The 25,816-nt window shown below is 71.5% G+C and carries 24 protein-coding genes; 14 read left to right on the top strand and 10 right to left on the bottom strand.

Translation table 11 applies throughout. From position 1 onward, the window contains the following. Positions 1-72 precede the first annotated feature (72 nt). Positions 73-312: a DUF3039 domain-containing protein gene (locus ACIBZJ_RS24430; protein ID WP_395933311.1), complete on the top strand. Its 240-nt coding sequence runs from the start codon at positions 73-75 to the stop codon at positions 310-312. Here ACIBZJ_RS24430 and ACIBZJ_RS24425 read toward each other — a convergent pair. Then, positions 279-1,481 carry a YihY/virulence factor BrkB family protein gene (locus ACIBZJ_RS24425; RefSeq protein ID WP_395933309.1) on the bottom strand — a complete coding sequence of 401 codons (1,203 nt, stop codon included), beginning with the start codon at positions 1,479-1,481 and terminating at the stop codon, positions 279-281. The two genes, ACIBZJ_RS24430 and ACIBZJ_RS24425, sit on opposite strands and share 34 nt — an antisense overlap. A gap of 56 nt (positions 1,482-1,537) precedes the next feature. Here ACIBZJ_RS24425 and ACIBZJ_RS24420 point away from each other — a divergent pair, with 56 nt between their 5' ends. Next, positions 1,538-3,382, top strand: a complete 1,845-nt coding sequence (locus tag ACIBZJ_RS24420) for a DEAD/DEAH box helicase (RefSeq protein ID WP_395933307.1) — start codon at positions 1,538-1,540, stop codon at positions 3,380-3,382. A 171-nt stretch (positions 3,383-3,553) separates the two neighbouring features. Here ACIBZJ_RS24420 and ACIBZJ_RS24415 read toward each other — a convergent pair whose 3' ends face one another. Next, positions 3,554-3,748: a hypothetical protein gene (locus ACIBZJ_RS24415; RefSeq protein WP_395933305.1), complete on the bottom strand. Its 195-nt coding sequence runs from the start codon at positions 3,746-3,748 to the stop codon at positions 3,554-3,556. Between the two features lie 450 nt (positions 3,749-4,198). After that, positions 4,199-5,716, bottom strand: coding sequence for an RNA polymerase sigma factor (locus ACIBZJ_RS24410; RefSeq protein WP_395933303.1), 1,518 nt, complete (start codon positions 5,714-5,716; stop codon positions 4,199-4,201). Between the two features lie 331 nt (positions 5,717-6,047). On the opposite strand from ACIBZJ_RS24410, the gene ACIBZJ_RS24405 reads away from it, so the two are divergent. Next, positions 6,048-6,851 carry an inositol monophosphatase family protein gene (locus tag ACIBZJ_RS24405; RefSeq protein WP_395933301.1) on the top strand — a complete coding sequence of 268 codons (804 nt, stop codon included), beginning with the start codon at positions 6,048-6,050 and terminating at the stop codon, positions 6,849-6,851. On the opposite strand, the gene ACIBZJ_RS24400 is transcribed toward ACIBZJ_RS24405, so the two are convergent. Continuing rightward, positions 6,848-7,351 (bottom strand): LytR C-terminal domain-containing protein, encoded by a 504-nt coding sequence (locus tag ACIBZJ_RS24400; protein WP_395933299.1) that lies wholly within the window; start codon positions 7,349-7,351, stop codon positions 6,848-6,850. The two genes, ACIBZJ_RS24405 and ACIBZJ_RS24400, sit on opposite strands and share 4 nt — an antisense overlap. Before the next feature lie 125 nt (positions 7,352-7,476). Next, positions 7,477-8,163 carry a GTPase RsgA gene (gene rsgA, locus ACIBZJ_RS24395; RefSeq protein WP_395933297.1) on the bottom strand — a complete coding sequence of 229 codons (687 nt, stop codon included), beginning with the start codon at positions 8,161-8,163 and terminating at the stop codon, positions 7,477-7,479. Positions 8,164-8,670: 507 nt separating this feature from the next. Here rsgA and ACIBZJ_RS24390 point away from each other — a divergent pair. Together ACIBZJ_RS24390 and ACIBZJ_RS24385 are read left to right on the top strand one after the other, a co-directional pair. Further along, entirely contained in the window at positions 8,671-8,973 is a 303-nt protein-coding gene (locus tag ACIBZJ_RS24390) for a DUF4193 domain-containing protein (RefSeq protein ID WP_035856868.1), read from the top strand. 159 nt (positions 8,974-9,132) lie between these two features. Next, entirely contained in the window at positions 9,133-9,966 is an 834-nt protein-coding gene (locus ACIBZJ_RS24385) for a hypothetical protein (RefSeq protein ID WP_395933295.1), read from the top strand. Here the strand turns inward: ACIBZJ_RS24385 and ACIBZJ_RS24380 are convergent. Beyond that, complete coding sequence (locus tag ACIBZJ_RS24380; RefSeq protein WP_395933293.1) at positions 9,963-10,448, bottom strand: DUF3093 domain-containing protein; 486 nt, start codon at positions 10,446-10,448, stop codon at positions 9,963-9,965. The two genes, ACIBZJ_RS24385 and ACIBZJ_RS24380, sit on opposite strands and share 4 nt — an antisense overlap. 67 nt (positions 10,449-10,515) lie before the next feature. Here ACIBZJ_RS24380 and dut point away from each other — a divergent pair, with 67 nt between their 5' ends. The 4 genes from dut to ACIBZJ_RS24360 all read left to right on the top strand — a co-directional run bounded on the left by dut (position 10,516) and on the right by ACIBZJ_RS24360 (position 14,979). Continuing rightward, entirely contained in the window at positions 10,516-10,983 is a 468-nt protein-coding gene (gene dut / locus ACIBZJ_RS24375; protein WP_395933290.1) for a dUTP diphosphatase, read from the top strand. A gap of 3 nt (positions 10,984-10,986) precedes the next feature. Then, positions 10,987-11,613, top strand: coding sequence for a DUF3710 domain-containing protein (locus tag ACIBZJ_RS24370; protein ID WP_395933288.1), 627 nt, complete (start codon positions 10,987-10,989; stop codon positions 11,611-11,613). 196 nt (positions 11,614-11,809) lie between these two features. After that, on the top strand, positions 11,810-14,308 hold the full coding sequence (locus ACIBZJ_RS24365) for an ATP-binding protein (RefSeq protein ID WP_395933286.1): 2,499 nt from the start codon (positions 11,810-11,812) through the stop codon (positions 14,306-14,308). Then, the gene (locus ACIBZJ_RS24360) at positions 14,305-14,979 is read left to right on the top strand and encodes a response regulator (protein WP_395933284.1); all 675 of its coding nucleotides are present in this window, start codon (positions 14,305-14,307) and stop codon (positions 14,977-14,979) included. Before ACIBZJ_RS24365 ends, ACIBZJ_RS24360 begins: the two co-directional genes overlap by 4 nt. Positions 14,980-15,038: 59 nt before the next feature. On the opposite strand, the gene ACIBZJ_RS24355 is transcribed toward ACIBZJ_RS24360, so the two are convergent. After that, on the bottom strand, positions 15,039-16,619 hold the full coding sequence (locus ACIBZJ_RS24355; RefSeq protein WP_395933282.1) for a peptidoglycan-binding protein: 1,581 nt from the start codon (positions 16,617-16,619) through the stop codon (positions 15,039-15,041). Positions 16,620-16,889: 270 nt separating this feature from the next. Between ACIBZJ_RS24355 and ACIBZJ_RS24350 the strand changes: the two genes are divergently transcribed. Both ACIBZJ_RS24350 and ACIBZJ_RS24345 read left to right on the top strand, forming a co-directional pair. Then, the gene (locus ACIBZJ_RS24350) at positions 16,890-17,285 is read left to right on the top strand and encodes an OB-fold nucleic acid binding domain-containing protein (RefSeq protein WP_395933280.1); all 396 of its coding nucleotides are present in this window, start codon (positions 16,890-16,892) and stop codon (positions 17,283-17,285) included. Beyond that, positions 17,282-18,232 (top strand): DUF3159 domain-containing protein, encoded by a 951-nt coding sequence (locus tag ACIBZJ_RS24345; protein WP_395933278.1) that lies wholly within the window; start codon positions 17,282-17,284, stop codon positions 18,230-18,232. The genes ACIBZJ_RS24350 and ACIBZJ_RS24345 overlap by 4 nt, the downstream gene beginning before the upstream one ends. Here ACIBZJ_RS24345 and ACIBZJ_RS24340 read toward each other — a convergent pair. Together ACIBZJ_RS24340 and ACIBZJ_RS24335 are read right to left on the bottom strand one after the other, a co-directional pair. Then, positions 18,218-18,892: a potassium channel family protein gene (locus ACIBZJ_RS24340; protein WP_395933276.1), complete on the bottom strand. Its 675-nt coding sequence runs from the start codon at positions 18,890-18,892 to the stop codon at positions 18,218-18,220. The two genes, ACIBZJ_RS24345 and ACIBZJ_RS24340, sit on opposite strands and share 15 nt — an antisense overlap. Further along, positions 18,892-19,563: a potassium channel family protein gene (locus tag ACIBZJ_RS24335; RefSeq protein ID WP_395933274.1), complete on the bottom strand. Its 672-nt coding sequence runs from the start codon at positions 19,561-19,563 to the stop codon at positions 18,892-18,894. Before ACIBZJ_RS24335 ends, ACIBZJ_RS24340 begins: the two co-directional genes overlap by 1 nt. A gap of 125 nt (positions 19,564-19,688) precedes the next feature. Between ACIBZJ_RS24335 and ACIBZJ_RS24330 the strand changes: the two genes are divergently transcribed. Then, positions 19,689-21,734, top strand: a complete 2,046-nt coding sequence (locus ACIBZJ_RS24330) for an APC family permease (RefSeq protein ID WP_395933272.1) — start codon at positions 19,689-19,691, stop codon at positions 21,732-21,734. Continuing rightward, complete coding sequence (locus ACIBZJ_RS24325; protein WP_395933270.1) at positions 21,731-23,119, top strand: class I SAM-dependent RNA methyltransferase; 1,389 nt, start codon at positions 21,731-21,733, stop codon at positions 23,117-23,119. Before ACIBZJ_RS24330 ends, ACIBZJ_RS24325 begins: the two co-directional genes overlap by 4 nt. Here the strand turns inward: ACIBZJ_RS24325 and ACIBZJ_RS24320 are convergent. After that, on the bottom strand, positions 23,109-24,287 hold the full coding sequence (locus ACIBZJ_RS24320) for an ROK family protein (RefSeq protein ID WP_395933268.1): 1,179 nt from the start codon (positions 24,285-24,287) through the stop codon (positions 23,109-23,111). The genes ACIBZJ_RS24325 and ACIBZJ_RS24320 overlap by 11 nt on opposite strands. A 235-nt stretch (positions 24,288-24,522) precedes the next feature. On the opposite strand from ACIBZJ_RS24320, the gene ACIBZJ_RS24315 reads away from it, so the two are divergent. Further along, positions 24,523-25,623, top strand: a complete 1,101-nt coding sequence (locus tag ACIBZJ_RS24315; RefSeq protein WP_395933266.1) for a sugar ABC transporter substrate-binding protein — start codon at positions 24,523-24,525, stop codon at positions 25,621-25,623. Positions 25,624-25,816 lie beyond the last annotated feature (193 nt).

Here is a 25,816-nt window from a genome sequence, read left to right as displayed (position 1 = left end):
CGTGCGCGGGAGACCGGGCGGTCATGCGGCAGAATGGGGTGCGTTCCGTCGACTGCATGGAGAGGAAGCGCTGTGGGAGCCACCGAGACGCTGGAGCGGCCAGAGACTCGTGAGCGCGAGACCGACAATGGCCCCGAGGTCTTCCACTACGTGAAGAAGAACAAGATCGCCGAGAGCGCGGTGATGGGCAACATGGTCCAGGCGCTGTGCGGCGAGGTCTTCCCGGTGACGAAGTCCCCGAAGCCGAACTCTCCGGTCTGCCCCGCTTGCAAGGAGATCTACGAGTCCCTGCCCAGGGGCGGAGACAAGTAGGCGAGACCCACTGGGGCCGGCTCGGCGACCATGCCGAGCGGCCCGTCAGCGGTGCTGGACGGTTTCTCGTGATCCGCGCGGTCGTCGGCCTCGTGTTCGAGTTCGGTGCGGTCGTCCATCAGCTCGCTCTCGTCCGGCGGACGCTCGCCCCGGACCGCGCCGGCCAGCTTGCGACCGGCCCGCGCGAGCCGGTGCAGGTGCCGCGGACGCGAGCCCGCCGGGTACAGCTGCTCGAGCGTGCCGTTGAGCTCGGCACCGAGCAGCACCGCGAACGCCAGCACGTAGAAGTACAGCAGCGCGACGATCGGCGCGGCCAGCGTCGCGAACAACAGGATCTGGCCGCCGACCCGGCCGATGTAGAGCCGCAGCACCCACGACAGGCCGACGAACAGCAGCAGCGACAGCGCGGCACCGGGCAGCGCCCGCCGCCAGCGCAGTCGCGTCGGCGTCGCGTAGTGGAAGAAGGCCGAGAGCGCGGCGAACACGATCGCCGCGGTCAGCGGCCAGTAAGCCAGCCGGATGGTCGATTCGGCGGCCGAGTGCCAGCCGTCCGGCAGCCGGGCGACGAGGAAGTCGGGCCCGAGGATCACGAGCGGCACCGCGACCGTGGCGGTCGCCAGCGTGCACACGTAGAGCCAGAGGGCCAGCAACCGGCTCTTCACCGCGCCGCGCAGCTCCCGCTGCCCGTAGGCGATCGAGACCGTGTTGACGAACGTCGCGGTCGACGACGACCCGGCCCAGAGCGCCAGCACGATGCTGATCGTGGCCACGCCGCCGCGTCCGTGCCGCAGCAGCTCGCCGACGATCGGCGTCACGACGTCCTGCTGGACGGACGGGCTGACCAGCCTGGCGGTGAGCCGCAGCGCGTGGGCCTCGGTGCGGTTGATCAGGTCGGTGCCGGTCCAGCGTCCGGCGTACCCCAGCACGCCCAGCACCGCGAGCATCAGCGGCGGAACCGAGAGCAGCTGCCAGAACGCGGCTTCGGCCGACAGGCCGAGGATGCGGTCACCCCAGGCCTTCGCGAGCGTCGCCCGGGCCAGCCGCAGCGTCGTCACGACCGGACGGAGCGTAGCCGCCACCGGCCCGAACGCCGGCCCCAGCACCCGGTGCGCGACGCGGGACGCCACGGCGCGGAGCCGCGCGGCGCGTCCGGCGGGAAGTGTGACCATCTCAACCGTTCACGCTACGGGGTGAACGGGTCCGCGTCGCGTCGGGACCCGTCTCGATGTCCTCGGGTAGGCTCGGCGTCAGCCCTCGCGCCGCGAACAGCCGCCCGGGGGCGCACTGGTGTTCGGCTACCTGGCGTGGAGGTTGTGGTTTGACGGCCAACCCAGTGGACGCCTCGGCCGGCACGGTCGGGGGAGCGGCTCCGCCGCTGCGTACCTGGCAGCGCAAGGCACTCGTGGAGTATCTCCGCAGGTCACCTGAGGACTTTCTCGCGGTCGCGACCCCGGGCGCTGGTAAGACGACGTTCGCACTCCGTATCGCGGCCGAGTTGCTCGCCGACCGGACCGTCAGTCAGATCACGGTCGTCGCTCCGACCGAGCACCTGAAGACCCAGTGGGCGCAGGCGGCGGCCCGGGTCGGCATCCAGCTCGACCCGACGTTCTCGTCGAGCGGCATCACCTCGTCGGACTTCCACGGCATCGTCGTGACGTACGCCCAGGTCGGGCTGTACCCGGCGATCCACCGGCGCCGCTGCACGGCCCGCTCCACGCTGGTGATCCTGGACGAGATCCACCACGCCGGTGACTCCCGGACGTGGGGAGAGGGCGTACGGGAGGCGTTCGCGCCCGCGACCCGCCGCCTGGCCCTGACCGGAACGCCGTTCCGTTCGGACGCCAACCCGATCCCGTTCGTCCAGTACGAGCGCGACCGCAACGGGCTGACCCGCTCCCGCTCGGACTCCAGCTACGGCTACGCGGACGCCTTGCGCGACAACGTCGTCCGGCCGGTGCTGTTCCTGGCCTACTCGGGCGAGGCCCGATGGCGTACCAGCGCGGGCGAGGAGCTCTCCGCCCGCCTGGGAGAGCCGCTGACGTCCGAACAGACCGCGCAGGCCTGGCGGACGGCGCTCGACCCGCGTGGCGACTGGATGCCGCAGGTGCTTCGAGCCGCCGACGCCCGGCTCACGGTCGTCCGGCAGCACGGGATGGCTGACGCCGGTGGGCTCGTCATCGCGACCGACCACGCCTCGGCCAAGGCCTACGCCGAGTTGCTCCGGAAGGTCACCGGGAAGGCGCCGGTCGTCGTGCTGTCCGACGACGGCACGGCGAGCGCCAAGATCGCCGCGTTCGGGGCGTCCGACGACCGCTGGATGGTGGCGGTCCGGATGGTGTCCGAGGGTGTCGACATCCCGCGGCTCGCGGTGGGCGTCTACGCGACCAGCGCCAGCACCCCGCTCTACTTCGCTCAGGCGATCGGGCGGTTCGTCCGCGCCCGCCGTCTGGGGGAGACCGCGACGATCTTCGTGCCGAGCGTCCCGGTGCTGCTGGGGCTGGCCGGTGAGATGGAGGTCGAGCGTGATCACGTGCTCGACCGTCCGCACCGGGAGAAGCTGCTCGACGACGACCTGGTCGCGGCCGCGAACAAGCAGGAGGACGAAGACACCGACGACAAGCCGAAGTTCACCGCGCTCTCCGCGTCCGCGCATCTGGACCAGGTGATCTACGACGGCGCGTCGTTCGGTACCGGGGCCGCGCCCGGCACGGCCGAGGAGGAGGAGTACCTCGGGCTACCCGGGCTGCTGACGTCGGATCAGATCTCGACGCTGCTGTCGAAGCGTCAGGCCGACCAGGTGGCGGCGCAGAAGAGGGCCGCGGCCGACCGGAAGGCGGCCGGCGGTCCGGCGGTGCCGGAGCCCGTGGCCGTACCGACGTCGAGCTTCGCGCGGCGGCAGATGCTGCGCAAGCAGCTCAACACGCTGGTCGCGGCGCAGCACCACCGCACGAACCGTCCGCACGGCCAGATCCACGCCGAACTCCGCCGCCTCTGCGGCGGCCCCCCCAGCGCCCAAGCCACCATCGAGCAGCTGGAAGAACGAATCGCCACCATCCAGACCTGGTCTTAGGTGGGCGGCCCGCTGAGAACGACGCTGACAGCCGCGCCACACGACTTGAGTACGACGTGTACGCGGCGTCGTGTGGCGCGGATGTCAGCGCCGCCCTCGGCGGGCTCCAGGTTCGAGCAACGACAACGCCCCCCGGCCTAGGCCGGGGGGCGTTAGTCGACTTGGTTGGACTTAGTCCTCTGCACGGAGAATGCTTACCGCGACCTTTTCGAGGTCTTTGGCGTACTTCTGTCCGTGATGTCCGCAGAAGACGAGGTCGCCGCCGCCGGGCAGAACTGCCCGGACCTTGGCTGCCGCACCGCACCGGTCACAACGCTCGCCAGCTGACGGCGCCTCGGTCGGCGGCGGGGTCAGGGTCGGGGTCATTGGCCTCCTCCTCTGCTCTCACCGTGCTGTTCGATGTTCTTACCGCTCACACATCGTCCAACACATCAGTGTGCTGAGACGTTCCTGATCCACCGGCATGTTCCATGTCACACAGCGAGTGACCAGGTGTCTCGGGCCCGCCGCGCACGATGACCGGCGGTCCCACCACCAGAGTGCCACGCGAATCGGTTCTGCGGAGATCGGATCTCGGACAGACATCCTGGCCCGGCGAAACACTTCCCGTACATGCGGGATTTATGCCGCAAAACACCCCGGTTGGCCCCGTTTCGACACGCGCCGGTCACCAAGTTGGAACACGCCGACAGGGCCCGTTCAGGCCCTCGCAGGGTGGTTTCCCCGTCGTTCATCGCCCGGTTCCCCGGCCGGAAAGCGGTCGGGACGGCACCCGCCCGGGCGCCGTCCCGTCACGCACAGTAACGGATAAGTGACTCAGTCGAGGTAGTCCCGAAGAACCTGCGACCGCGACGGGTGGCGCAGCTTCGACATCGTCTTCGACTCGATCTGGCGGATCCGCTCCCGGGTCACGCCGTAGACCTGACCGATCTCGTCCAGCGTCCGCGGCTGGCCGTCGGCCAGGCCGAATCGCAGACGGACGACGCCGGCCTCGCGCTCGGACAGCGTCTGCAGCACCGACTGGAGCTGGTCCTGCAGCAGCGTGAAGCTGACCGCGTCGACCGCCACCACGGCTTCGGAGTCTTCGATGAAGTCACCGAGCTGGCTGTCGCCCTCGTCGCCGATCGTCTGGTCGAGCGAGATCGGCTCCCGGGCGTACTGCTGGATCTCCAGCACCTTCTCGGGGGTGATGTCCATTTCCTTGGCGAGCTCTTCCGGCGTGGGCTCGCGACCCAGGTCCTGCAGCAGCTCACGCTGTATGCGGCCGAGCTTGTTGATGACCTCGACCATGTGCACCGGGATACGGATCGTCCGCGCCTGGTCGGCCATCGCGCGGGTGATCGCCTGCCGGATCCACCACGTGGCGTACGTCGAGAACTTGTAGCCCTTGGTGTAGTCGAACTTCTCGACCGCGCGGATCAGACCCAGGTTGCCTTCCTGGATCAGGTCGAGGAACGCCATGCCGCGGCCGGTGTAGCGCTTGGCCAGCGACACCACCAGACGGAGGTTCGCCTCGAGCAGGTGGTTCTTGGCGCGCTCGCCGTCGCGGATGATCCAGTTCAGGTCGCGGCGAAGCTGGTGCTGCATCTTCTCGCCGCGGTCTTCGCCCTGGCGCATGCGCTCGGCGGCGTAGAGACCGGCCTCGATCCGTTTGGCGAGGTCGACCTCCTCCTCCGCGTTGAGCAGCGCGACCTTGCCGATCTGCTTGAGGTAGGCCCGGACGGAGTCGGCGGACGCGGTGAGCTCGGCGTCTTTGCGCGCCTGCTTCAGCGCCTCCGACTCCTCCTCTTCCTCGTCGAACGCGAACTCCTCTTCCTCGCCGTCGGCGGCGACCACGGCCTCGCCGTCGGCGGGGCCGTCAGTCGCCGGGCCGGTGGCGGGGGCGCCGTCGGCGGGCTTGCCACCGGCGGCGGGCCCGGCGCCCGGAGCGGCCTTCTTGGCCGCCGTGCGCTTCACCGGGCCACGAGTTGCGGGCGCCTCGGCCGGAGCGGCAGCGACCGCCTCAGCGGGCGCACCAGCGGCCGGAGGGCCGGGGCGGCGGGTCGTCTTGGCGGTCGTCGCCTTCGACGCCGGCGTCGTCGCCGCACGAGCGGCGGCCACCCGGCGGCGGGTGGGACGCGGATCGGCGGAGCCGTCGACCACGACGGTGACACCCGCCATCGACAGGCCCTGCAGGATCTTCTTTCCCTGAGCGGGTGAAACCCCCGCCCCACCGAGCACCCGCGCCACCTCGTTGGAGGTGAGAGAGGCGGTATCACCCGCCCGCGCTGTCAGCGTGTCGACGAGGGAACGGACGATGTCGGCCCGCGGAGGGGTGCGGTCGGCGTCTGTCACGAAGTGACCTTCCACGTGTCGGTGCGGCGGGGCACACACCTCACCGGTCAAGGGACTGACCGGGGGGCTGATCTCCAGGAGCGTCCTCCGGGGCGATTGCTTCCCGGTGGTGGCAACGAATTGTACCGCCGGGTTGCGGGAGTCGGTTCCCACCGTCGGTCCATACCGTTCCGTCCGGTTGGTGGGGGCCGCCCGGCCTAGCGGGGCTTCGCGCCGTCGTGGACTGTACGTCGGGTTCCGGTGTTCTGGCCACGACCGCCACGGGGCAAGATTCGCCGTGACCAGCAGGGAACGATTCAGCGATCGATTCAGCTAGGAGTTGTGACCGCAAATGGCGACAACGGGTTCACCCGAATTGCTGAGTCTCGCAATCGATCTGGTGCGGCGCGCGGCCACCCTGGTCGGGGATTCGCGATCCGCGGCCGTGACGTCGATCGAGACCAAATCGACGCCGACGGACCCGGTCACCGAGGCCGATCGGGCCGCGGAACGGCTCGTGGTGCAGGGACTGGCCGCGGCGCGGCCGGGAGATCTCGTGCTGGGAGAGGAAGGTGGCTTCCGCCCGGTGGGTGACGAAGCCGGGGCGGACGCCGTGCGCTGGCTGCTCGACCCGATCGACGGCACGGTCAACTTCGTGTACGGGATACCGGCGTACGCGGTGTCGCTGGCGGCCGAGGTGGACGGCGTCGTGGTCGCCGGCGTGGTGCGCAACGTCGTGACCGGTGAGGAGTGGACGGCCGTCCGGGGTGGCGGGGCCTGGCGGGACGGGCAGCGTCTGCGGGGATCGGGCGTGACCGAGCTGAGCCGGGCACTCGTCGGCACCGGCTTCGGGTACGCGGCCGAGCGGCGTCAGCGCCAGGCCGAGGTGCTGCTGCGGGTGCTGCCCCGGATCCGCGACATCCGGCGGATCGGGTCGGCCGCCCTGGACCTGTGCGCGGCCGCCGAGGGACGGCTGGACGCGTTCTACGAGCAGGGCCTGAACCCGTGGGACAGCGCGGCGGGCGGCCTGGTGGCGGAGGAGGCGGGGCTACTCGTCACCGGGCTGCGCGGCGCACCGGCGGGCACCGACATGACGCTGGTGGCCCCGTCCACCATCCACCAGGAGTTGCACGACCTGCTCGTGTCGCAGGACTAACAGGCCACCGGGGTCGCGGTGGGCTGCGGCGGTTCGAGGTTGGCCAGCGCGGCCGGCACGTCCTTCTCCGCGGTGAGCTCCTTGTAGGCGATGCCGAGCACGACGTCGACCGAGTTGTCTTCCCGGGCGTCGTCGACGATGACGCTGCCCAGGACCGTCGCCTGGAGGAGCTGGGCGGCACCGGCGCCGGTCGGGCCGTAGCGGATCTGCGCGGTCTGGGTGACGGGCTCGTTCTGCGGGTCGTTGCCGACCGCGATCACCTGGAATCCGCGCTTCTTCAGCTCCTTCTGGACGGTCGTCGCCAGCCCGGTCTCGTCGGTGCCGTTGTAGACGCGGACCCGAACCTGTTTGGGGTTGGGAATCTTCGTCTGCACGGTGTTGCACCCGGCCGCCGTCGTCCCGGTCTGGTCGTCGGTGACGATCGCCCACACCACCGTGATGACGGCGACGAGCGCCAGAACACCGATTACCGTCAGCGCCCTGACACGCGCCAGGCTCACCGCCCCACCACCCCGGTCGTCATGGGGCCAGACTGTAGCGTCCCGGGTCATCCCGGGTAATCACCTGGCAACGGGGTCGTGACCAGCAGCACCCGGGCGGGCCCCCGACCGGCCCGGCGAGGGGCTCAGGCGCCACCGGCCAGAGGCCGGCGGCCGCCGCGGGGACCCGCCCGCCACCGCGCCCGGGAGGCCGCCCTGGTCCGGGTCAGGTAGCGCTCGGCCAGCCAGTCGGCGTCGGTGCCCGGCTCGCCCGCCGCGCAACCCGGCGTGTCCAGCAGGACGCCACCGCCCGGGAGCAACACCAGCCCGGACCCGGATCCGGTGCCGGCCAGAGCGTCCACCAGAGCGGTTTTGCCGGAACCCGGAGGACCGACGACCGCCGCGGTCGTGGCGACCGGGAGGAGCCGCCGCAGGCGCGGCAGACCGGCCTCGCCGGGGTGGCCGGGGACCGTGCTGACGCCGACGACCGGGGTGCCCGGGCAGTTCTCGGCGAGCACTGCGAGATCGGCGAGCACCGAACGCAGGACGGCACCGTCGGGCGCGAGGTCGACCTGGCTGAGCACCAGCACCGGGTCCGCGCCGCTCGCGGCGGCGAGCGCGAGCATCCGCTCGACCGGCTCGGGAGTCAGATCGGGGGAGAATGCGAGCACCACCAGCACCACGTCCGGATTGGCGGCGAGTACCTCCCCGCGGACGTCGTCCGGGCCGCGGCCCCGGCGGACCGCGGACGCCCGTGGCAGCACCGCGATCAGGTCGTCACCGGCCAGCACCGCCCAATCGCCCACCACCGGAAATAGCTCGCGAGCAGGCACGGCGAGCACCGGACCGGCAGCGGTGAGACAGCGACAACCAGAGCTGTCGACCGCTGCGACGCGGGCCGGCACAGGAGTCGCCCCGGGCCACATCCGGTACGTCGGTTCGCCGTATCCGCGTACGGTCCGCGTCCCGCCTGGTGAACGACCCGGTCGGGTGCCCCCGATTTCGTCGATCCATTGGGTAAGGTGCCCATCCGCGACCCGGGAATCCGGCGTCGTGGGGGATCTGCCAGTTGCCGTAGCCATCCGGTACCGTGCGTCCCATTCGTCCGACCAGCCGAGGCGGCGGAGCCGAGCTCGGCTTCGCCGTGGTGCAGGGAAGACGGGCATCGGTGTCACCTCGATCACATCGGGAACACATCCGGTGGGCTGTGCGTATTAGGGGCGCTGGAAACGGTAAGGTTCCGCGCTCGCCGGGTCGAACGGGTTTCCTACCTGGCCGGGGAGCCTGGCCGTTGACGGCGCGATCCGGGCTGTCAAACCGAAAGAAAGAAGAGGACCACGATGGCCACCGACTACGACGCGCCACGTCGAACCGAGGAATCGGAGATCGGCGAGGACAGCCTCGAGGAGCTGAAGGCACGCCGGACCGATTCGCAGTCCGGCAGTGTGGACGTCGACGAGGCTGAGGTTGCCGAGGGCTTCGAACTGCCGGGCGCAGATCTGTCCGGCGAAGAGCTCACGGTCAAGGTTCTGCCGATGCAGAACGACGAGTTCCGCTGTTCGCAGTGCTTCCTCGTCCACCACCGCAGCCAGCTGGCCGAAGAGAAGAACGGCCAGTACGTCTGCACCGAATGTGCGGCCTGAGCCCCCGGAGGGCCGCAGAGAACTGGCAACGGCCGGGGCACCCGGGGGTAGGCCCCCGGCCGTTCGGGGTAGAGCAAGGGCGGTGCCAGTGGCGCGGGTATCCGACAATCGTCGGTACCGCGCCGGCACTTACCCCGCTAGCCCCGAGGGATCGCCGCCATGACGACACCGCACGAACCCACCGCTCCTACTGACACCGACCCGGCGCAGTCCGTCGAGACCGACGCGGACTCGTCCGGAACGCTCACTCCGGAGAACCCCGTCTCGCCCGAGACCGCCGATGCGCTGGCCGGGCTGGCCAATTCGGATCTCGAGCCCGCCGATCGCCGGAAGCTGCTCGGCCGCGCGGTCACCGGCCTCGGCAAAGGGGCCGGACGCGCGTTCCGCGGCCCCCGTGCCGCCGCCAACTGGGCCGCCGATCTCGTCATCGCCGCTGCGCCCCACCTCGCGATTCGCGACCTGGACACGCTGCGCCGCCACTTCGACGGCAAGACGGGCGAGGATCTGGCCGACGCGCTGATCCGTAACGCCTCCCGCACCACGGCCGGCCTCGGTGCCGCCGGTGGCAGCGTCGCCGCGGTCGAGTGGACCGCGCCGCCGGCCCTGTTGTCCGCGCCGGTGCTGATCACGGTCGAGACGGCCGCGGTCGTGGCGGTCGAGGTCAAACTGATCGCCGAGCTGCACGAGGTCTACGGACTCCCGGTCGGCGGATCGGCGAGCGAGCGCGGCAGCGCGCTGCTCGGAGCCTGGGCCCGCCGCCGCGGAGTCACGCTGCTCCAGGCCGGACGCGGATTCAGCACCGTGCTCGGCGCCGGTCTGCGCAAGGAGTTGCGCGATCGGCTGCTGCGCCGGATGGGACGCAATCTGACGACGCTCGGCCCGCTGCTCACCGGGGCGGCGATCGGTGCCGAGCTGAACCGGCGCGCCACCCGCAAGCTGGGCGACGAGGTACGCGAAGACCTGCGGAAACAGCAGCGAAAGGCGCTGCGTTAGGGCTCTTCCGGCGCCGGGAGCGGCAGGTCGAGGGCCTGCAGCAACTGCTCCGGGCGACGGGACGAGACGATCCAGTACGGCGTGGGGTCGTCCGGGTCGTCCAGATAGACCCGGACGGTGCCCCGCACCCAGGGCCGGTGGACGACGAACGCGACCGGGTCGAGTTCCGGGCCGAGCGCTTCGCGGCGCTCGTCGGCGTTCAGCGACTCGGCCGCGAGCAGGAACCGGCGCGGGATGTGGGCGTCGTCGACGCGGAGTTCGTCGTCGCCGACCGCGAGCGTGATCCGGCTCAGCGCCGCGACCGAGACCAGCGCCAACGGCACCAGTACGACGTACGGCAGCCAGGCCCGCACGCCCGGCTGCCCGAGGTGGATCTCGGCCGCGAGCAACACCGCGAGCGCGAGCGCGCCGACCCAGCCCCACCACGGCACCGTCCACCGTTCCCGGTGCGTGGCGGTCTCGACGGCCGGTCGGGTAGGCATAGCGCCAGCCTAGAGCCGGGGATGGGTATCGTCCCGGACGGCCCTGTCCATACGTGAACGGAACCGGATGACCGTCGAAGTACTCGTACAACTCCTCGACCCGGATCTGCCCCCGCCGGCGTACTCGCACCCGGGTGACGCCGGGGCCGACCTGGTGACCGCCGAGGACGTCACGCTGGCTCCCGGACAGCGCGCTCTCGTCGCGACCGGTGTGGCGATTGCGCTCCCCGAGGGCTACGCCGGTTTCGTGCACCCGCGGTCGGGCCTGGCCGCGCGGTTCGGGGTTTCGATCGTGAATGCACCCGGTACCGTCGATGCTGGATACCGGGGCGAAATCAAGGTGAACCTCATCAACCTCGATCCCACCGAGACCGTGACACTCGCGCGCGGCGACCGGATCGCCCAGCTCGTCGTGCAGCGCGTCGAGCGGGCCGAATTCCGGGTGGCGCCCGCGCTGCCGGAATCGGTCCGGGGGGCGGGTGGCCACGGTTCGACCGGGGGGCACCGCGCCCTGGTCCCCGCAGGAGAGGAGTAACGGGTGTTTCGACGTCGGCGTGGCCGGCACGCGGCGGACGGCCGGGAAGAGGAGCTCGAGGCCGGCGGCCTCGAGACCGAGCCGGGCATCGGTCCGTGGGATGCCGAGTCCGTACCCTCTGACGACGTACAGCGCGTCGATCTGGGCGCTTTGCGGGTCCCGACGCTCCAGGACGTGGAGCTGCGGGTCGAGGCCAACCAGCAGGGCCAGGTCGCCTCGGTCGTACTGACCGACGGGGCCAGCGCGCTCGAGCTGGCGGCGTTCGCGGCACCGCGCACCGAGGGCATCTGGGACGAGGTGCGGGACGAGCTCGAGGCCGGCATCCGCGCCGAGGGCGGTGTCGTCGAGCACGAGCACGGCGAGTTCGGCCCGGAACTGCGCGCGATGGTGAAGGTGCCGGATGGCAGCAAGCAGCTGTTGCGGTTCGTGGGGGTGGACGGGCCGCGGTGGTTCCTGCGGGCCACGTTCACCGGTGCGGCGGCGGCCGATCCGGCTGCCGGGCCGCAGCTGATGGAGTCGGTGCGCCAGGTGGTCGTGGTTCGCGGTGACGACGCGATGCCGGTGCGCGATCCGCTGCCGCTGCAGTTGCCGCGGGACGTCGTCGAGCAGGCGGCGAGCCAGCAGGACTGAGTTTCTCCGAGGCCCGGCCCGCGTTCGAGCGGGCCGGGCCTCGTCGTGCCGCCGCCCGGACGCGCACTCGCCCCGCCCGCCGTGCCGTGCGCGCGGCGGGACGGCGTGCCGGAGGATGCGTGGCCGGGCGGGCGTGCGGGTGGAGGATCTCGGGGGACGACGGTGGGCACCACGGCTACGGGCGGACGGAGGCGAGATGGCACGGGGCACGTTGCGGATCTACCTCGGCGCGGCGCCCGGCGTCGGCAAGACGTTCCGGATGCTCGAGGAGGGCCGCCGGCGGGCCGCGCGCGGAGCCGACGTCGTCGTCGGGTTCGTCGAGACGCACGGCCGGGCCGAGACCGCCGCGCAGGTCCGGGACCTCGAGATCGTCCCGCGCTCGCGCGTCACCTACCGCGAGGCCGAGTTCGAGGAGATGGACCTCGACGCGGTGCTGGCCCGGCGCCCGGAGATCGCGCTGGTCGACGAGCTCGCTCACACGAACGTCCCGGGCAGCCGCCACGCCAAGCGCTGGCAGGACGTCGAAGCTCTGCTCGACGCCGGCGTCGAGGTCGTCTCCACCGTCAACATCCAGCACCTGGAGTCGGTGAACGACGTCGTCCGGACGATCACCGGCGTCCCGCAGCGCGAGACGGTCCCGGACGCCGTGGTCCGGGCCGCCGACCAGGTCGAGCTGGTCGACATGGCCCCGGAGGCGCTCCGCCGCCGGATGGCCCACGGCAACATCTACCGAGCCGACAAGATCGACGCCGCGCTCGGCAACTACTTCCGGATCGGCAACCTGACCGCGCTGCGCGAGCTCGCGCTGCTCTGGACGGCCGACAAGGTCGACGAGGCCCTCCGCCGGTACCGCGACGAGCACGACATCCAGGGCGTCTGGGAGGCCCGCGAACGGGTCGTCGTCGCGGTCACCGGTGGTCCCGAGGGCGACACGCTGATCCGCCGCGCGGCCCGGATCGCCGCGCGCAGCCAGAGCGGCGACCTGCTCGCCGTCCACATCTCGCGCGGCGACGGCCTGACCGGCGCCGACCCGGCCCGGGTCGAGCGGCAGCGCGAGCTGACCGAGTCGCTCGGCGGCACGTTCCATGCGGTGGTCGGCGACGACGTCCCGGCCGCGCTGCTCGACTTCGCCCGCGGGGCCAACGCGACCCAGCTGGTGCTCGGCACCAGCCGCCGTCCGCGCTGGCAGCGGGCGCTGTCGGAGGGAATCGGCTCGCGAGTGACCGCGAGATCCGGCCCGATCGACGTCCACATGGTGACGCACGCGGAGGCGGCCGGGCAGCGACGGCTGCGCTTGCCGCAGCTGACCGGCGGCCTGACCGCCCGGCGGCGGATCTACGGGTTCGTGCTGGCGGTGATCGGCCTGCCGGTCCTCACGTTGGTGCTCGAGGCGGTCCAGGGTCAGCTCGACCTCTCCAGCGAGCTGCTGCTGTTCCTCGGTTTCGTGGTGGCGGTCGCGCTGGTCGGCGGCGGCTACCCGGCGGTGTTCGCGGCCGCGGCCGGCACGGTGCTGGTCAACTTCTTCTTCACCCCACCGGTCCGGACGTTCGCGATCGCCGAATTCGACAACCTCGTCGCGCTGAGCGTGTTCGTGCTGGTCGCGCTGTCGGTCGCGGGGGTCGTCGACGTGTCCGCGCGACGGCGCCGGGAGGCGTCCAGGGCGCAGGCCGAGGCCGAGATGCTCTCCGCGCTCAGCCGCGGGGTCCTGGCCGGCGGCCGGGCGCTGCCGGCGCTGCTGACGCAGGTCAGGGACGCGTTCGGGCAGGACGCGGTGACGCTGCTGGAGCGCACCGACGGGCGCTGGACGGTGATCGACAGCGTGGGGACGCCGTCCGAGACCGGGGACGTCGACGTACCGGTCGACGAGACACTGCACCTGGTGCTGCGGGGCCGCCGGTTGGCGGCGTCCGACCGGCGGGTGCTGGCCGCGTTCGCCGCCCAGGCCGCGATCGCGCTCCGGCAGGCCCGGCTGAGCGTCCGGGCCGCCGAGGCGGCGGAGCTGGCCGAGGGCAACCGGATGCGGACCGCCCTGCTCGCCGCGGTCAGCCACGACCTGCGGACGCCGCTCGCGTCGATCAAGGCCGCGATCTCGGCGCTGCGCATGGACACCGTGGAGCTCGATCCCGACGACGTCGACGAGTTGCACGCGACGATCGACGAGTCCTCCGACCAGCTCGTCGCGCTGATCGACAACCTGCTCGACATGAGCCGCCTGCAGACCGGGGCCGTCGACCCGCTGCGCCGCGAGATCACGCTGGACGAGGTGGTGCCGCGGGCGGTCGCCGACGCGGGCGTCCCGGGGATCGGCATCGAGGTCCCGGAAACGCTGCCGCCGGTGCTCGCCGACCCGGGCCTGCTGGAGCGGGCGGTGGCGAACCTGGTGAGCAACGCGGTGCGGCACGGTGCCGGTGCGCCGGTGGTCGTCCGGGCCAGCACGCTCGGCGACCGCGTCGAGGTGCGGGTGGTCGACACCGGGCCGGGCATCCCGGAGGAGGACCGCGACCGGGTCTTCGGCCCGTTCCAGCGGCTCGGCGACCGGCCGGCCGGGAACGGGGTCGGCCTCGGGCTGGCGGTCGCTCGCGGGTTCGTCGAGGCGATGGGCGGGACGCTGGAGCCGGAGGACACCCCTGGCGGAGGGCTGACGATGGTGGTCTCGCTCCCGGTCGGGAAGCCGTCACCGGAGGTGGACGAGTGACCCGCGTCCTGGTGGTCGACGACGAACCGCAACTGCTGCGCGCGCTGCGGATCACGCTGCGGGCCCGCGGCTACGACGTCGAGGTCGCGGCCACCGGGAAGGCCGCGCTGGAGGCGGCGGCCTCCAAGCGTCCCGAGCTGATCGTGCTCGACCTCGGCCTGCCCGATCTGGACGGGATCGAGGTCATCGAAGGGCTGCGGCCGTGGTTCACCGGCCCGATCGTGGTGCTCTCGGCCCGGCAGGACAGCGACGACAAGGTGCTGGCGCTGGACGCCGGCGCCGACGACTACGTGACGAAGCCGTTCGGCATGGACGAGTTGCTGGCGCGGCTCCGGGCGGCGCTGCGGCGGGCCGCCCCGGCCCCGGACGCGGTCGTCGTCACCACCGGCGCGTTCACCGTCGACCTCGCCGCGAAGCGGGTCACGGCCGGTGGCGCCGACGTACGGCTGACACCGACCGAGTGGGGGATGCTCGAGGTCCTGGTCCGTAACCCGGGGCGGCTGGTGCCGCGCAAGCAGTTGCTCCGCGAGGTCTGGGGCCCCGCTTACGGTGACGAGAGCAACTACCTGCGCGTGTACATCGCCCAGCTGCGCCGCAAGCTGGAGCCCGACCCGTCCCACCCCCGCTACCTCATCACCGAGGCCGGCATGGGCTACCGCTTCGAACCCTGACGACGGCCGGTCACCCGCGCCGAGCCGCCGAAAGGGCCGGACCTAGTTGGCTCGCTGCATCAGCGGACGCGGATGAAGAGGACGTTGTAGTTGGAGTCGGTCCGCCGGTTGCGGACGTAGACGCCGTCACCGCTGTTGTCGTTGCCCTCGACGTGGGTGTTGCCCTCGACGGTGGTGAACGACGAACCACTGACGCTCCGGACGATGCCGATGTGCTCCTGGCCGCCGGTGTAGTTGTTGTTGCCGTCCCAGTCGAACGCCACGATGTCGCCCGGCGCCGGGCTCGTCGTCACCGAGAGACCGTGCTGGCCGGCCCGGGCCGCCTTGACCCAGTTGTAGACGTAGCTGTGCCGGAAGTCCGTGGCGCCGGTCTGCTGGGCGACCCAGCTGACGAACACCGCGCACCACGCGTACCCGCTGGTCGAGATCGAGAGCCCGACCGACTGGCCGTACGAGTTCGCCCGCGCGCTGCCCTCGCGGACGCCGGCGTCCGCCTCGGCCTGGGCGACCCGCAGCATCGCCGAGTACCCGCCACCCGGCGGGGGCGAGGACGGCGGCGTCACGACCCCGTAGAGCGCGGCCTTCGTGTTCGGGCCCACCCGGCCGTCGACCGAGAGGCCCGCGTCGGACTGGAAGCGGCGCACGGCCGAGTCGGTGAGCCCGCCGAAGTCACCGTCGACGGCCAGTGCGGCGCCGTGGTGGTTGAGCAGGCTCTGCAGCTCGGTGACGCAGCCGCTCTTCTGGCCCTTGACGATGTCGGTCGGGCAGGACGACGAGTTCAGGTTGATCGGCGACGGGACACCGGACGTGCCGGCGTAGAGCGCGGCCTTGGTCTGCGCTCCGACCTCACCGTCCACACCGATGCCGGCCGACGACTGGAACGCCCGGACGGCGGCCGCGGTGTTCGGTCCGAACTCGCCGTCGACCGAGACGCTCTGGCCCTTGCCGTTCAGCAGCGACTGCAGCGTCGAGACGCACAGCCCCGACTGTCCCTGCACGATGTTGGACGGGCACGCGGACGACCGGAGATCCACCCCGAGGCCCTGCGACGGACCTTCGTCCAAGTTGTACAGCGCGGCCTTGGTCTGCGGACCGACCCGGCCGTCGACCCCGAGGCCGTTGGCCGACTGGAAGCTGCGGACCGCGCTCTCGGTCGCCGGACCGAAGTCGCCGTCGACCTCGACCCGGAACCCGTAGTGCCGCAGCAGGTTCTGCAGTTCGACGACGCAACCGCTGTTCTGGCCCCGGACCACGTCGGCCGGGCAGCTCGCCGAGCGCAGATCGACCGGGGCCGGGTACAGGCCGCTGAAGATGTAGAGCTTGTCCTTGGTGATCGGACCGACCCGGCCGTCGACGCCGATCGCCGCCGACGCCTGGAACTGCTTGACCGCGGCCAGCGTTCCGCCGCCGAAGTTGCCGTCGACCGAGATGTTCGCGCCGTGTGCGTTGAGCAGGTTCTGCAGCTCGGTGACGCAGCCGCTGGTCTGTCCCTGGACGATGTCGGTGGGGCACGAGCTCGACAGCAGGTTGATCGCGGCCGGTGCGGCCGCCTGCGCCGGCGAGGCGCTGAGCACGCCGGCGACCAGCGCCGCCGCGAGCAGGAGGGCCCGAACCATCCGGGCCGCTCGAGTGGTTAACACGTCGCTCTCTCCTTGACTGAGTTCCCCCGTGAACGGCGCTCAGTGTGCGGAGAAGATCGCTTTCGGTGGCCGGGATCGGCGTCCCACGCTGTCCCATCCCATCCCAGAAGTCTCACCGGCGCCGGGCTGCCGGGGATGTGACACAGTTGGCGGTTGTCGCGGAGGAATAGGGACGTACCCTGATCAGGACGGCGCGGTACCGGGTATGACCGGAGAACGCAAACGCGTTAAACGGCATAGCCGCGCCGATTCGTCACTGAGGTGCCCACCATGACTGACACGCTGCCGCGGACCCACGAAGAGACCGGGCTGAAACGGTTGCTCCGCCGGTTCACAGCCTCCGACCGCGAACTCGACGCCGAAGACCTCCAGCAGGTCAGCGCGCGTTCCGGGGCGGAAAAGGTCTGTGATTGCCCGCGGGGCCGCCTCACCACGGTCACCGGCCGGTTGACGTCCGTCCGGTACACCCCACGTACCAATCAGCCGACGCTCGAGGCCGAGCTGTTCGACGGCAGCGGCTCGGTGACGATCGTGTTCCTCGGCCGGCGCCGGATCGCCGGGATCGAGCCCGGCCGGTCGCTCACGGTCGAGGGCCGACTCGCGCTGCGGGATGGACGTAAAGTGATCTTCAACCCCGCCTACACGCTGGAGCCGACCACACCGTGACCGACCACCGCGCCCGGCCGTCCGGCGACCGCACCGAATCCGCCGGAACCGGGCAGCGGCAGTCCGAGGACGAGACGCTCGAGCAGGCGGTCTACGGCGACGACCACCCGTCGAACCGGGTCGCGGACATCATCGCCGAAGAGGCCGCCGAGCTGGTCGCCGATGTGCCGCCGGGCGACCCGGCCGGTTATGGCCGCCACGCGGCCCCGCCGGCCGAGACGGCCCCGGGCCGTGCGGTTCCCGCCCACGGTGGTTCGCCGCGTCGCGTAAAGATCACCCCGCCGGAGGCGCCGGACGAGGTGCGGGCCGACGACGACGAGCAACCACTCTCGATCGCGGATCAGGTCCGCGATCAGCTCGGAGGAATCCGGGGGCTGGTCGAGAGCAGCCTGCCGGTCCTCGTCTTCGTCCTCGTCAACATGGCGACGTCGCTGAAGCCGGCGTTGTGGGCGGCGGTCGGATCCGCCGCGCTGATCGCGGGGTACCGGCTGCTCAAGCGCGATTCCGTGCGGCACGCGCTCAACGGGCTGTTCGCGGTGGGGATCGCGGCGCTCATCGCCGCCCGTACCGGCCAGGCGGAAGACTTCTACCTGCTGAACATCGCCCGCAACTCCGGCGGGGCCCTGGTGTGCGCCGGGTCCGTGCTGATCCGGCGGCCGGTGATCGGGTACGCGTGGCGTTTCATCGCCGAGATCCCGGCCGAGTGGCGCGATCGGCGGCCGATCGTGCGGGCGTTCAACCTGATCACGCTGGTCTGGGCGTTGATGTTCGCGATCCGGGCCGCGGTGCAGATCTACCTCTGGCTGCAGCACAACGCGGACGCGCTGGGCTGGGCCTCGCTGGCGATGGGCTGGCCGATGTTCGGGGCCTGCCTGCTGTTCACGGTCTGGTACGGCCGCCGCGCGATCGCCGCCGAGGCCGACGAGCCGGTGTCAGTTCGGCGTTGAGCCGTCGCCGCTGACGACCGCGTGCACGCGGTCTTCGGCGTCCGGCGGGCAGAGGAACATCAGCTCGTCGCCGGACTCCAGCGGGTCGTCCGGCGTCGGTACCAGCACCCGCGCGCCGCGGAGGATCGCGACCAGCGCCACGTCGGACGGGATCGGCACCTCCCGCAGCGGACGCCCGACGTAGGGGGCGTCCGGCGCGAGCGTGATCTCGACCAGGTTGGCCTGGCCCTGCCGGAACGACATCAGCCGGACCAGGTCGCCGACCGTGACCGCCTCCTCGACCAGTGCCGCCATCAGCCGTGGCTTGCTGACCGAGACGTCAACGCCCCACTGGTCGTTGAACAGCCACTCGTTCTCGGCCCGGTTCACCCGCGCCACCACCCGGCCGACCGCGAACTCGGTCTTGGCCAGCAGCGAGACGACCAGGTTGACCTTGTCGTCCCCGGTCGCGGCGACGACCACGTCACACCCGGCCACCCCGGCCTCGTCCAGCGACGCGAGCTCGCAGGCGTCGGCGAGCACCCATTCGGCCTCGGGGACGAGGTGGCTGCGCATCTGCCGGGGGTCGCGGTCGATCAGCAGCACGTGGTGGCCGTTCTCGACCAGCTCGTTGGCGACCGAGCGTCCGACGTTGCCCGCCCCTGCGATCGCGACGCGCATCAGTGCTCCTTGGACTCGGCCGGAGCGGTGCCGGCGATCTCGCTGACCTTCTCGGTCTGGCCCTCGGGCACCAGCAGGAAGATCCGGTCGCCCTCCTGGATGACGGTCGACCGGCTGCAGAGGTGCCCGACCCCGAACCGGGTCAGGTACGCGACCCGGAAGCCGGTCGCCTCCTCCAGCGCGGAGATCTTCCGGGTGAGCCAGCCCGGGTGCAGCGGCGGCTCGATCATGACGACCGAGCCGGACGGGTCCCGCCAGCTCTCGGTCGAGCTCTCCGGGAGCAGCGACCGCAGCACCTGGTCGGACGTCCAGCGGACGGTGGCGACGGTCGGGATGCCGAGACGCTCGTAGACGGCCGCGCGGCGGGGGTCGTAGATGCGGGCGACGACCCGCTGGACGCCGAACGTCTCGCGGGCCAGCCGCGCAGAGATGATGTTCGAGTTGTCGCCGCTGCTCACCGCGGCGAACGCGTCGGCCCGCTCGATGCCGGCCTCCTCGAGCGTGGGCCGTTCGAAGCCGACGCCGGTGACCGTGGAACCGGAGAAGCCGGGGCCGAGGCGGCGGAACGCGTCGGGGTTCTGGTCGATGACCGCCACCGTGTGCCCGCGCTTCTCCAGGCTCTGCGCGAGCGTGGAGCCCACCCGGCCGCAGCCCATGATGACTATGTGCACCTCGGGGAGTCCTTCCGAGCCAGTACGGGCCGACTGGGCTGGACGCTACACGGGTGTATCGGGTACCGCGTACGGATGGGGTGCCCGACCCGTTCGCCCGGGCGGGACGGACGTACGCTAGCGCGGTGCCGTCCCCGACGTCCGTGTTCAAGCGCCTCGTCATCGGACGGGCGCTCCGGAGCGACAAGCTCGCCGAGACCCTGCTGCCGAAGCGCGTCGCGCTTCCGGTGTTCGCGTCCGACGCACTCTCGTCGGTCGCCTACGCACCCGCGGAGATCTTCGCGACGCTGAGCGCGGCGGGCCTGGCCACCTACCACCTCTCGCCGTGGATCGGCCTGGCCGTGGTCGTCGTTCTGCTGACGGTCGTCGCGTCCTACCGGCAGAACGTCCACGCCTACCCGTCCGGCGGCGGTGACTACGAGGTCGCCAACACCAACCTCGGGCCCGGGTTCGGGCTGGTCGTCGCGAGCGCGCTGCTCGTCGACTACGTGCTGACGGTGGCCGTGTCGGTGGCCTCCGGCGTCGACAACCTGGCGTCCGCGGTACCGGCGCTCGACGGCCACCAGGAGCTGATCGCGGTCTTGGTGGTCGCGGTCCTGACGTCGCTGAACCTGCGCGGGGTCCGGGAATCCGGGGTGGCGTTCGCGATCCCCACCTATGGGTTCATGATCGCGATCTTCGGGATGGTCGGCTGGGGCCTGCTCAAGATCTTCGTGCTCGACGACACGGTCCGGGCCGAGAGCGCCGGTTTCCAGTTCCACGGCGAGGAGACGGTGGCCGGCATCGGGCTGGTCTTCCTGCTCGCCCGGGCGTTCTCGTCCGGATGCGCGGCGCTGACCGGCGTGGAGGCGATCTCCAACGGCGTACCGGCGTTCCGGAAGCCGAAGAGCAAGAACGCGGCGACGACGCTGCTCCTGCTCGGGCTGATCTCGGTCGCGATGATGCTCTGCATGATCTGGCTGGCCCGGCTGACCGGCCTCCAGTACGTGGACAACCCGGCGACCCAGCTGGGCGGCGCGCCCGCCGGGTACGTGCAGAAGACCGTCGTCGCACAGCTCGCCGACGCGATCTTCGCGGGCTTCACGCCCGGCTTCTACTTCGTCACGTTCATGACCGCGCTGATCCTGGTGCTCGCCGCGAACACCGCGTTCAACGGATTCCCGGTGCTCGGCTCGATCCTGGCCCAGGACCGGTACCTCCCGCGTCAGCTGCACACCCGCGGCGACCGGCTGGCGTTCAGCAACGGCATCCTGTTCCTCGCGGTCGCGGCCGGGATCCTGCTGGTCGCGTTCAAGGCCGATCCCAGCGCGCTGATCCACCTCTACATCGTCGGCGTCTTCGTCTCTTTCACGCTGAGCCAGACCGGGATGGTGCGGCACTGGAACCGGCTGCTCCGGGTCGAACGGGATCCGGCCGTCCGGCGGCGGATGCGGCGGTCCCAGGCGATCAACGGGTTCGGCCTGGTGATGACCGGCACCGTGCTGATCATCGTGCTGGCCACGAAGTTCACCCAGGGCGCGTGGATCGCGATCGCCGCGATGGGCTTCATCTACCTGCTGATGCTGGCGATCCGGAAGCACTACACCCGGGTGGCCGAGGAACTGCGGCCGACCGACGAGAGGCCGATCCTGCCGTCGCGCAACCACGCGGTGGTACTCGTCTCGACGCTCCACCAGCCGACGTTGCGGGCACTGGCCTACGCGAAGGCGACCCGGCCGGACACGCTCACCGCGGTGACGGTCAACGTGGACGACGCGTCGACCCGCGCGTTGCAGGAAGAATGGGACCGGCGCGGCATCCAGCTGCCGCTGACCGTGGTCGAGTCGCCGTTCCGGGAGATCACCCGGCCGATCCTGGACTTCGTGCACGGCCTGCGGACGGATTCGCCCCGGGACGTCGTCACGGTGTTCATCCCGGAGTACGTCGTCGGTCATTGGTGGGAGCACCTGTTGCACAACCAGAGCGCGTTGCGGCTCAAGGGCCGGTTGTTGTTCGAGCCCGGGGTGATGGTGACGAGCGTGCCCTGGCAGTTGCTGTCGACCGCGAAGCGCGATCCGGATCGGGCCGATCGGGTGGTGGGGCCGGGTGCGGTGCGCCGCGGTCTGCACACCGAGCGATCGGTTCCGGCGGAGACGCCGGCCTCCCGGGAACCGGAGTCGTCTTCCTCGTGACCTCGTGGATCGGTACTGAGTTCGAGCTGGACGTCGAGGCGGTCGCGCACGGCGGGCACTGCGTGGGGCGGCACGACGGCCGGGTGGTGTTCGTGCGGCACGCCCTGCCGGGCGAACGGGTCGTGGCCCGGGTGACCGAAGACCGGGGTGGGTCGTTCTGCCGGGCCGACGCGGTGTCGGTGCTGCGTTCGTCCGACTCCCGGGTCGAACCGCCGTGCCCGTACGCGCATCCGGGCGGGTGCGGCGGGTGCGATCTGCAGCACGCGGCTCCGTCCGCGCAGCGCTCGTTGAAGGCCGACGTCGTGCGGGAGCAGCTGACCCGGCTCGGGGGGCTGTCGTCGGCGCGGGTCGCGTCGATCTTCGCCGGCGTGGAGGAACTGCCCGGCGGGTCGCTGGGGTGGCGGACCCGGGTGCGGTTCGCGGTCGACGCGTCCGGGCGGGCGGGGCTGCATCCGCACCGGTCGCGGGAGGTTCTCCCGATCGAGAGCTGCCCGATCGCCGACCCGCGGATCGACGCGCTCGGTGTGACCCACCTGGGCTGGCCGGGACTCGGCAGCGTCGAGGCCGTGGCGTCGGCCGCCGGGGACGAGGCCGTCGTCCTCGAGGCCGGCGACACCGAGGCTTCCGGCGCCCGCGGCGGCGGGCCCGGACGACACCCCGGCCGCGGCCGGGGTGGGGCGCGAGGCGCCGGGCGGGGACGCGGCCCGCGGCGGGGATCCGGACGTCCGGCCGCGCCGGCGGTCGTCGTGGACCTGCCGGAGGAGCTTTCCGAGTCGGTCGCCGTCGTGAAGGCCGGTGCGGACTCGGTCCGGGGGCACCGGCGGGTGCGCGAGATCGCGGCCGGCCGGCGCTGGTACGTGCGCGCCGACGGGTTCTGGCAGGTGCACCCCGCGGCCCCGGATGCGCTGGTCAGCGCGGTCACCGAAGCGCTGGCGCCGGAGCCGGGGGAGTCCGTGCTCGACCTCTACGCGGGCGCCGGGCTCTTCGCCGGGGTACTCGCGGACGCGGTCGGGCCCACCGGCCGGGTCGTCGCGGTCGAATCCGATCGCGATGCCTGCGACGACGCCCGCCGGAACTTGCGCGACACGTCCTGGGCCTCGGTGGTGACCGCCCGCGTCGACCACGCGCTGGCACACGGGCTCAGTGAGCCGGCCGACCTCGTCGTGCTCGACCCGCCGCGTTCCGGCGCCGGTGCCGCGGTCGTCCGCGCGGTCGCGTCCCGGGCCCCGCGAGCGATCGCGTACGTCGCGTGCGACCCGGCCGCGTTCGCCCGTGACGTCGCCACGTTCGCCGAAGAGGGCTACACGCTGCAGCACCTGCGAGCCTTCGACGCGTTCCCGATGACCCACCACGTGGAGTGCGTGGGGACGCTGGTCACCGGCTAGGCGAGGGCTCCCGCAGCACCAGGGCGACCGCTCCGAGCGCCTCGGCCCGGCCGCCGAGCGTTCCCTGCACCACGTCGACCGCCTCGACCGCGCTCGGCACCGCCGACCGCCCGAGCGCGTGGCGCAGCGGATCGAGCAGTACTTGCCCGGTGGCCGCCAGTTCGCCCCCCACGACCACCCGGTCGGGGTTGATCAGGTTCACCAGCCCGCCCAGCGCCACGCCGATCGACGATCCGGCGTCCGCCACCAGCCGCCGGCACGGCGCGTCACCCTGGGCGATCAGCTGGACGACGTCGGCCAGGGAACGGATCTCGGGCCGGCCGCGGCCGAGGATCGCCACCAGAGCCGCACCACCGGCGACGAGCTCGAGACAGCCGCGGTTGCCGCAGCGGCAGACGTCGCCGGCCGCGTCGAGGCTCAGGTGGCCGATCTCTCCGGCGGTGCCGGAGATCCCGCGGAACAACCGGCCGTCGATCACCAGACCGCCACCGATGCCGGTACCGAGCTTCAGATAGACCAGCGCGTTGCTCCCCCGGCCGGCGCCCCAAGTGTGCTCGGAGAGCGCTCCCAGATTGGCGTCGTTCTCGACGTGCACCGGTAGCCCGAGCCGCCCGCCGAGCTCCAGCGACGGCGCGAGACCCGCCCACGCAGGCAGAATGTTCGACGCGCCGAGGAGCCCGGTGCCGCTGACGACCGGTGCGGGCAGCCCCAGCCCGACGCCGATGACGTCGGCCAGCGTGTGCCCGGATTGTTCGACCGCGGCCACGACCAGCGCGGCCGCCCGATCGAGCATGACCGAGGCGGTGTGCTCCTCGTCCGGTGCCAGGCGTTCGCCGCGCTCGGCGATGACGGTGTGGGCCAGGTCGGCCACGGCGACGTTCACGTGCCGCCGTCCGATGTCCACACCGGCCACGACGCCGGCGCCCGGAGCCAGCTGCACGACAGCGGCGGGACGTCCACCGGCCGGCCCGGCGGGCGCGGTTCCACCGGGTTCCACGACCAGTCCGAGGTCGGCGAGGTCACTGAGAGTAGTGGAGACCGTGGCTCTGGAGAGTCCCGTCGCGGAGGCCAGATCTGCGCGAGTACTCGGTCCCATCGCCCGCAGGGCATCGGCCAAGCGGCGCTGATTACCGCCGAGGTCGGTGACACCTGACTCCTGGTCAGTCATGCGGGCATATTCCGGTGTGTCGCCAGTTCTGTCAACTGACGTCAAAACTGAATGCTCAGGCGTCCCAAGGAGTGCACTCTTCGAGGCTTTCGTCGGCTTTACCGATACAGTGAAGTGTCGTGTCCATGACGAAACCAAACCGTTATGGGTGTTGGTTGACAGAACCAAGGCCCGCGACGAGTCTCCTGGTCACCGGCCGAGTGCGCTGGTGCAAGGTTTCCCATTGGGAGGTTTGGTGTTCACTCTGCGTCGCGGCGTCGCTGTTGCCGCTGCTGTGCTGCTGGCGCTCAGCGCGGCAGCCTGCGAGAGCTCGGATTCCGGTTCCGGCTCCGGCAGCAGCAGCGACACCGCCAAGATCGCCCTGCTGCTCCCGGAGTCCCAGACGACCCGGTACGAGCAGTTCGACAAGCCGCTGTTCGAGGCCAAGGTCAAGTCGCTCTGCTCGACCTGCAAGGTGGTGTACAACAACGCCAACCAGCAGACCGACACGCAGCAGCAGCAGGCCGAGGCCGCGCTGAACGACGGCGCGAAGGTCCTGGTCCTCGACCCGGTCGACGGTCAGGCGGCCGCGAGCATCGTCACCACCGCGGCGGCCAAGAAGGTCCCGGTCATCTCCTACGACCGGCTGGTGACCGGCGCGGACGTCGACTACTACATCTCGTTCGACAACGAGAAGGTCGGCGCGCTGCAGGCGACCTCGCTGGTGGAGAAGCTCAAGAAGGACGGCAAGACCAGCGGCAACATCGTCGAGATCAACGGCTCGCCGACCGACAACAACGCGAAGCTCTTCAACAAGGGCGCCGAGTCGGTGCTGAAGACCTCCGGCTTCACCACGCAGCCGAGCACGCCGTACTTCACCCAGGAGTGGAAGCCGGAGAACGCCCAGACGTTCATGGACGGCCAGATCTCCAAGCTGGGTAAGACCGGCTTCGTCGGCGTCTACGCGGCCAACGACGGCACCGCCGGTGGCGCGATCGCCGCGATGAAGGCCGCGGGCGTCACCCCGATCCCGCCGGTCACCGGTCAGGACGCCGAGCTCGCCGCGATCCAGCGGATCGTCGCCGGCGACCAGTACATGACCGTCTACAAGGCGATCAAGCCGGAGGCCGAGAAGGCCGCCGAGATCGCGGTCGCCCTGGCCCAGGGCAAGGACGTCACCGGCGCCGACGCGACGGTGAACAACGGCAAGAAGGACGTCCCGTCGATCCTGCTGACCCCGGTCGCGGTCACCAAGGAGAACATCAAGACGACGGTCGTCGCGGACAACTTCTACACCGTGGCGCAGATCTGCACCGCCGACTACCAGGCGGCGTGCAAGACGGCCGGCCTGCAGTGACGGCCGACCTTTCCTGAACGTGCGGGGGGGGGGGGGGGCGGCCCCGGGGGGGCGGGCCCCCCCCCCCCCCCCCCCCCCCCCCCCCCCCCCACCCCCCCCCCCACCCCACCCCCCCCCACCCCCCCCCCCCCCCCCCAACCCCCCCCCCCCCCCCCCCCCCCCCCCCCCCCCCCCCCCCCCCCCCCCCCCCCCC

The sequence above is a fragment of the Cryptosporangium sp. NPDC051539 genome, assembly GCF_044454545.1.
Taxonomy (GTDB): Bacteria; Actinomycetota; Actinomycetes; order Mycobacteriales; family Cryptosporangiaceae; genus Cryptosporangium.
Note: the sequence above shows the minus strand (reverse complement) of the source record. Positions and strands in the feature narration are given on the sequence as shown.

What these genes read in the sequence shown, in the direction of transcription:
- ACIBZJ_RS24420 (WP_395933307.1), top strand. Translation starts at nt 1,538, where the DNA reads ATGTCCTCGGGTAGGCTCGGCGTCAGCCCTCGCGCCGCGAACAGCCGC.
- ACIBZJ_RS24350 (WP_395933280.1), top strand. Translation starts at nt 16,890, where the DNA reads ATGACTGACACGCTGCCGCGGACCCACGAAGAGACCGGGCTGAAACGG.
- ACIBZJ_RS24340 (WP_395933276.1), bottom strand. Translation starts at nt 18,892, where the DNA reads ATGCGCGTCGCGATCGCAGGGGCGGGCAACGTCGGACGCTCGGTCGCC.
- ACIBZJ_RS24320 (WP_395933268.1), bottom strand. Translation starts at nt 24,287, where the DNA reads ATGACTGACCAGGAGTCAGGTGTCACCGACCTCGGCGGTAATCAGCGC.
- ACIBZJ_RS24365 (WP_395933286.1), top strand. Translation starts at nt 11,810, where the DNA reads ATGGCACGGGGCACGTTGCGGATCTACCTCGGCGCGGCGCCCGGCGTC.
- ACIBZJ_RS24425 (WP_395933309.1), bottom strand. Translation starts at nt 1,481, where the DNA reads ATGGTCACACTTCCCGCCGGACGCGCCGCGCGGCTCCGCGCCGTGGCG.
- ACIBZJ_RS24390 (WP_035856868.1), top strand. Translation starts at nt 8,671, where the DNA reads ATGGCCACCGACTACGACGCGCCACGTCGAACCGAGGAATCGGAGATC.
- ACIBZJ_RS24405 (WP_395933301.1), top strand. Translation starts at nt 6,048, where the DNA reads ATGGCGACAACGGGTTCACCCGAATTGCTGAGTCTCGCAATCGATCTG.
- ACIBZJ_RS24385 (WP_395933295.1), top strand. Translation starts at nt 9,133, where the DNA reads ATGACGACACCGCACGAACCCACCGCTCCTACTGACACCGACCCGGCG.
- dut (WP_395933290.1), top strand. Translation starts at nt 10,516, where the DNA reads ATGACCGTCGAAGTACTCGTACAACTCCTCGACCCGGATCTGCCCCCG.
- ACIBZJ_RS24380 (WP_395933293.1), bottom strand. Translation starts at nt 10,448, where the DNA reads ATGCCTACCCGACCGGCCGTCGAGACCGCCACGCACCGGGAACGGTGG.
- ACIBZJ_RS24415 (WP_395933305.1), bottom strand. Translation starts at nt 3,748, where the DNA reads ATGACCCCGACCCTGACCCCGCCGCCGACCGAGGCGCCGTCAGCTGGC.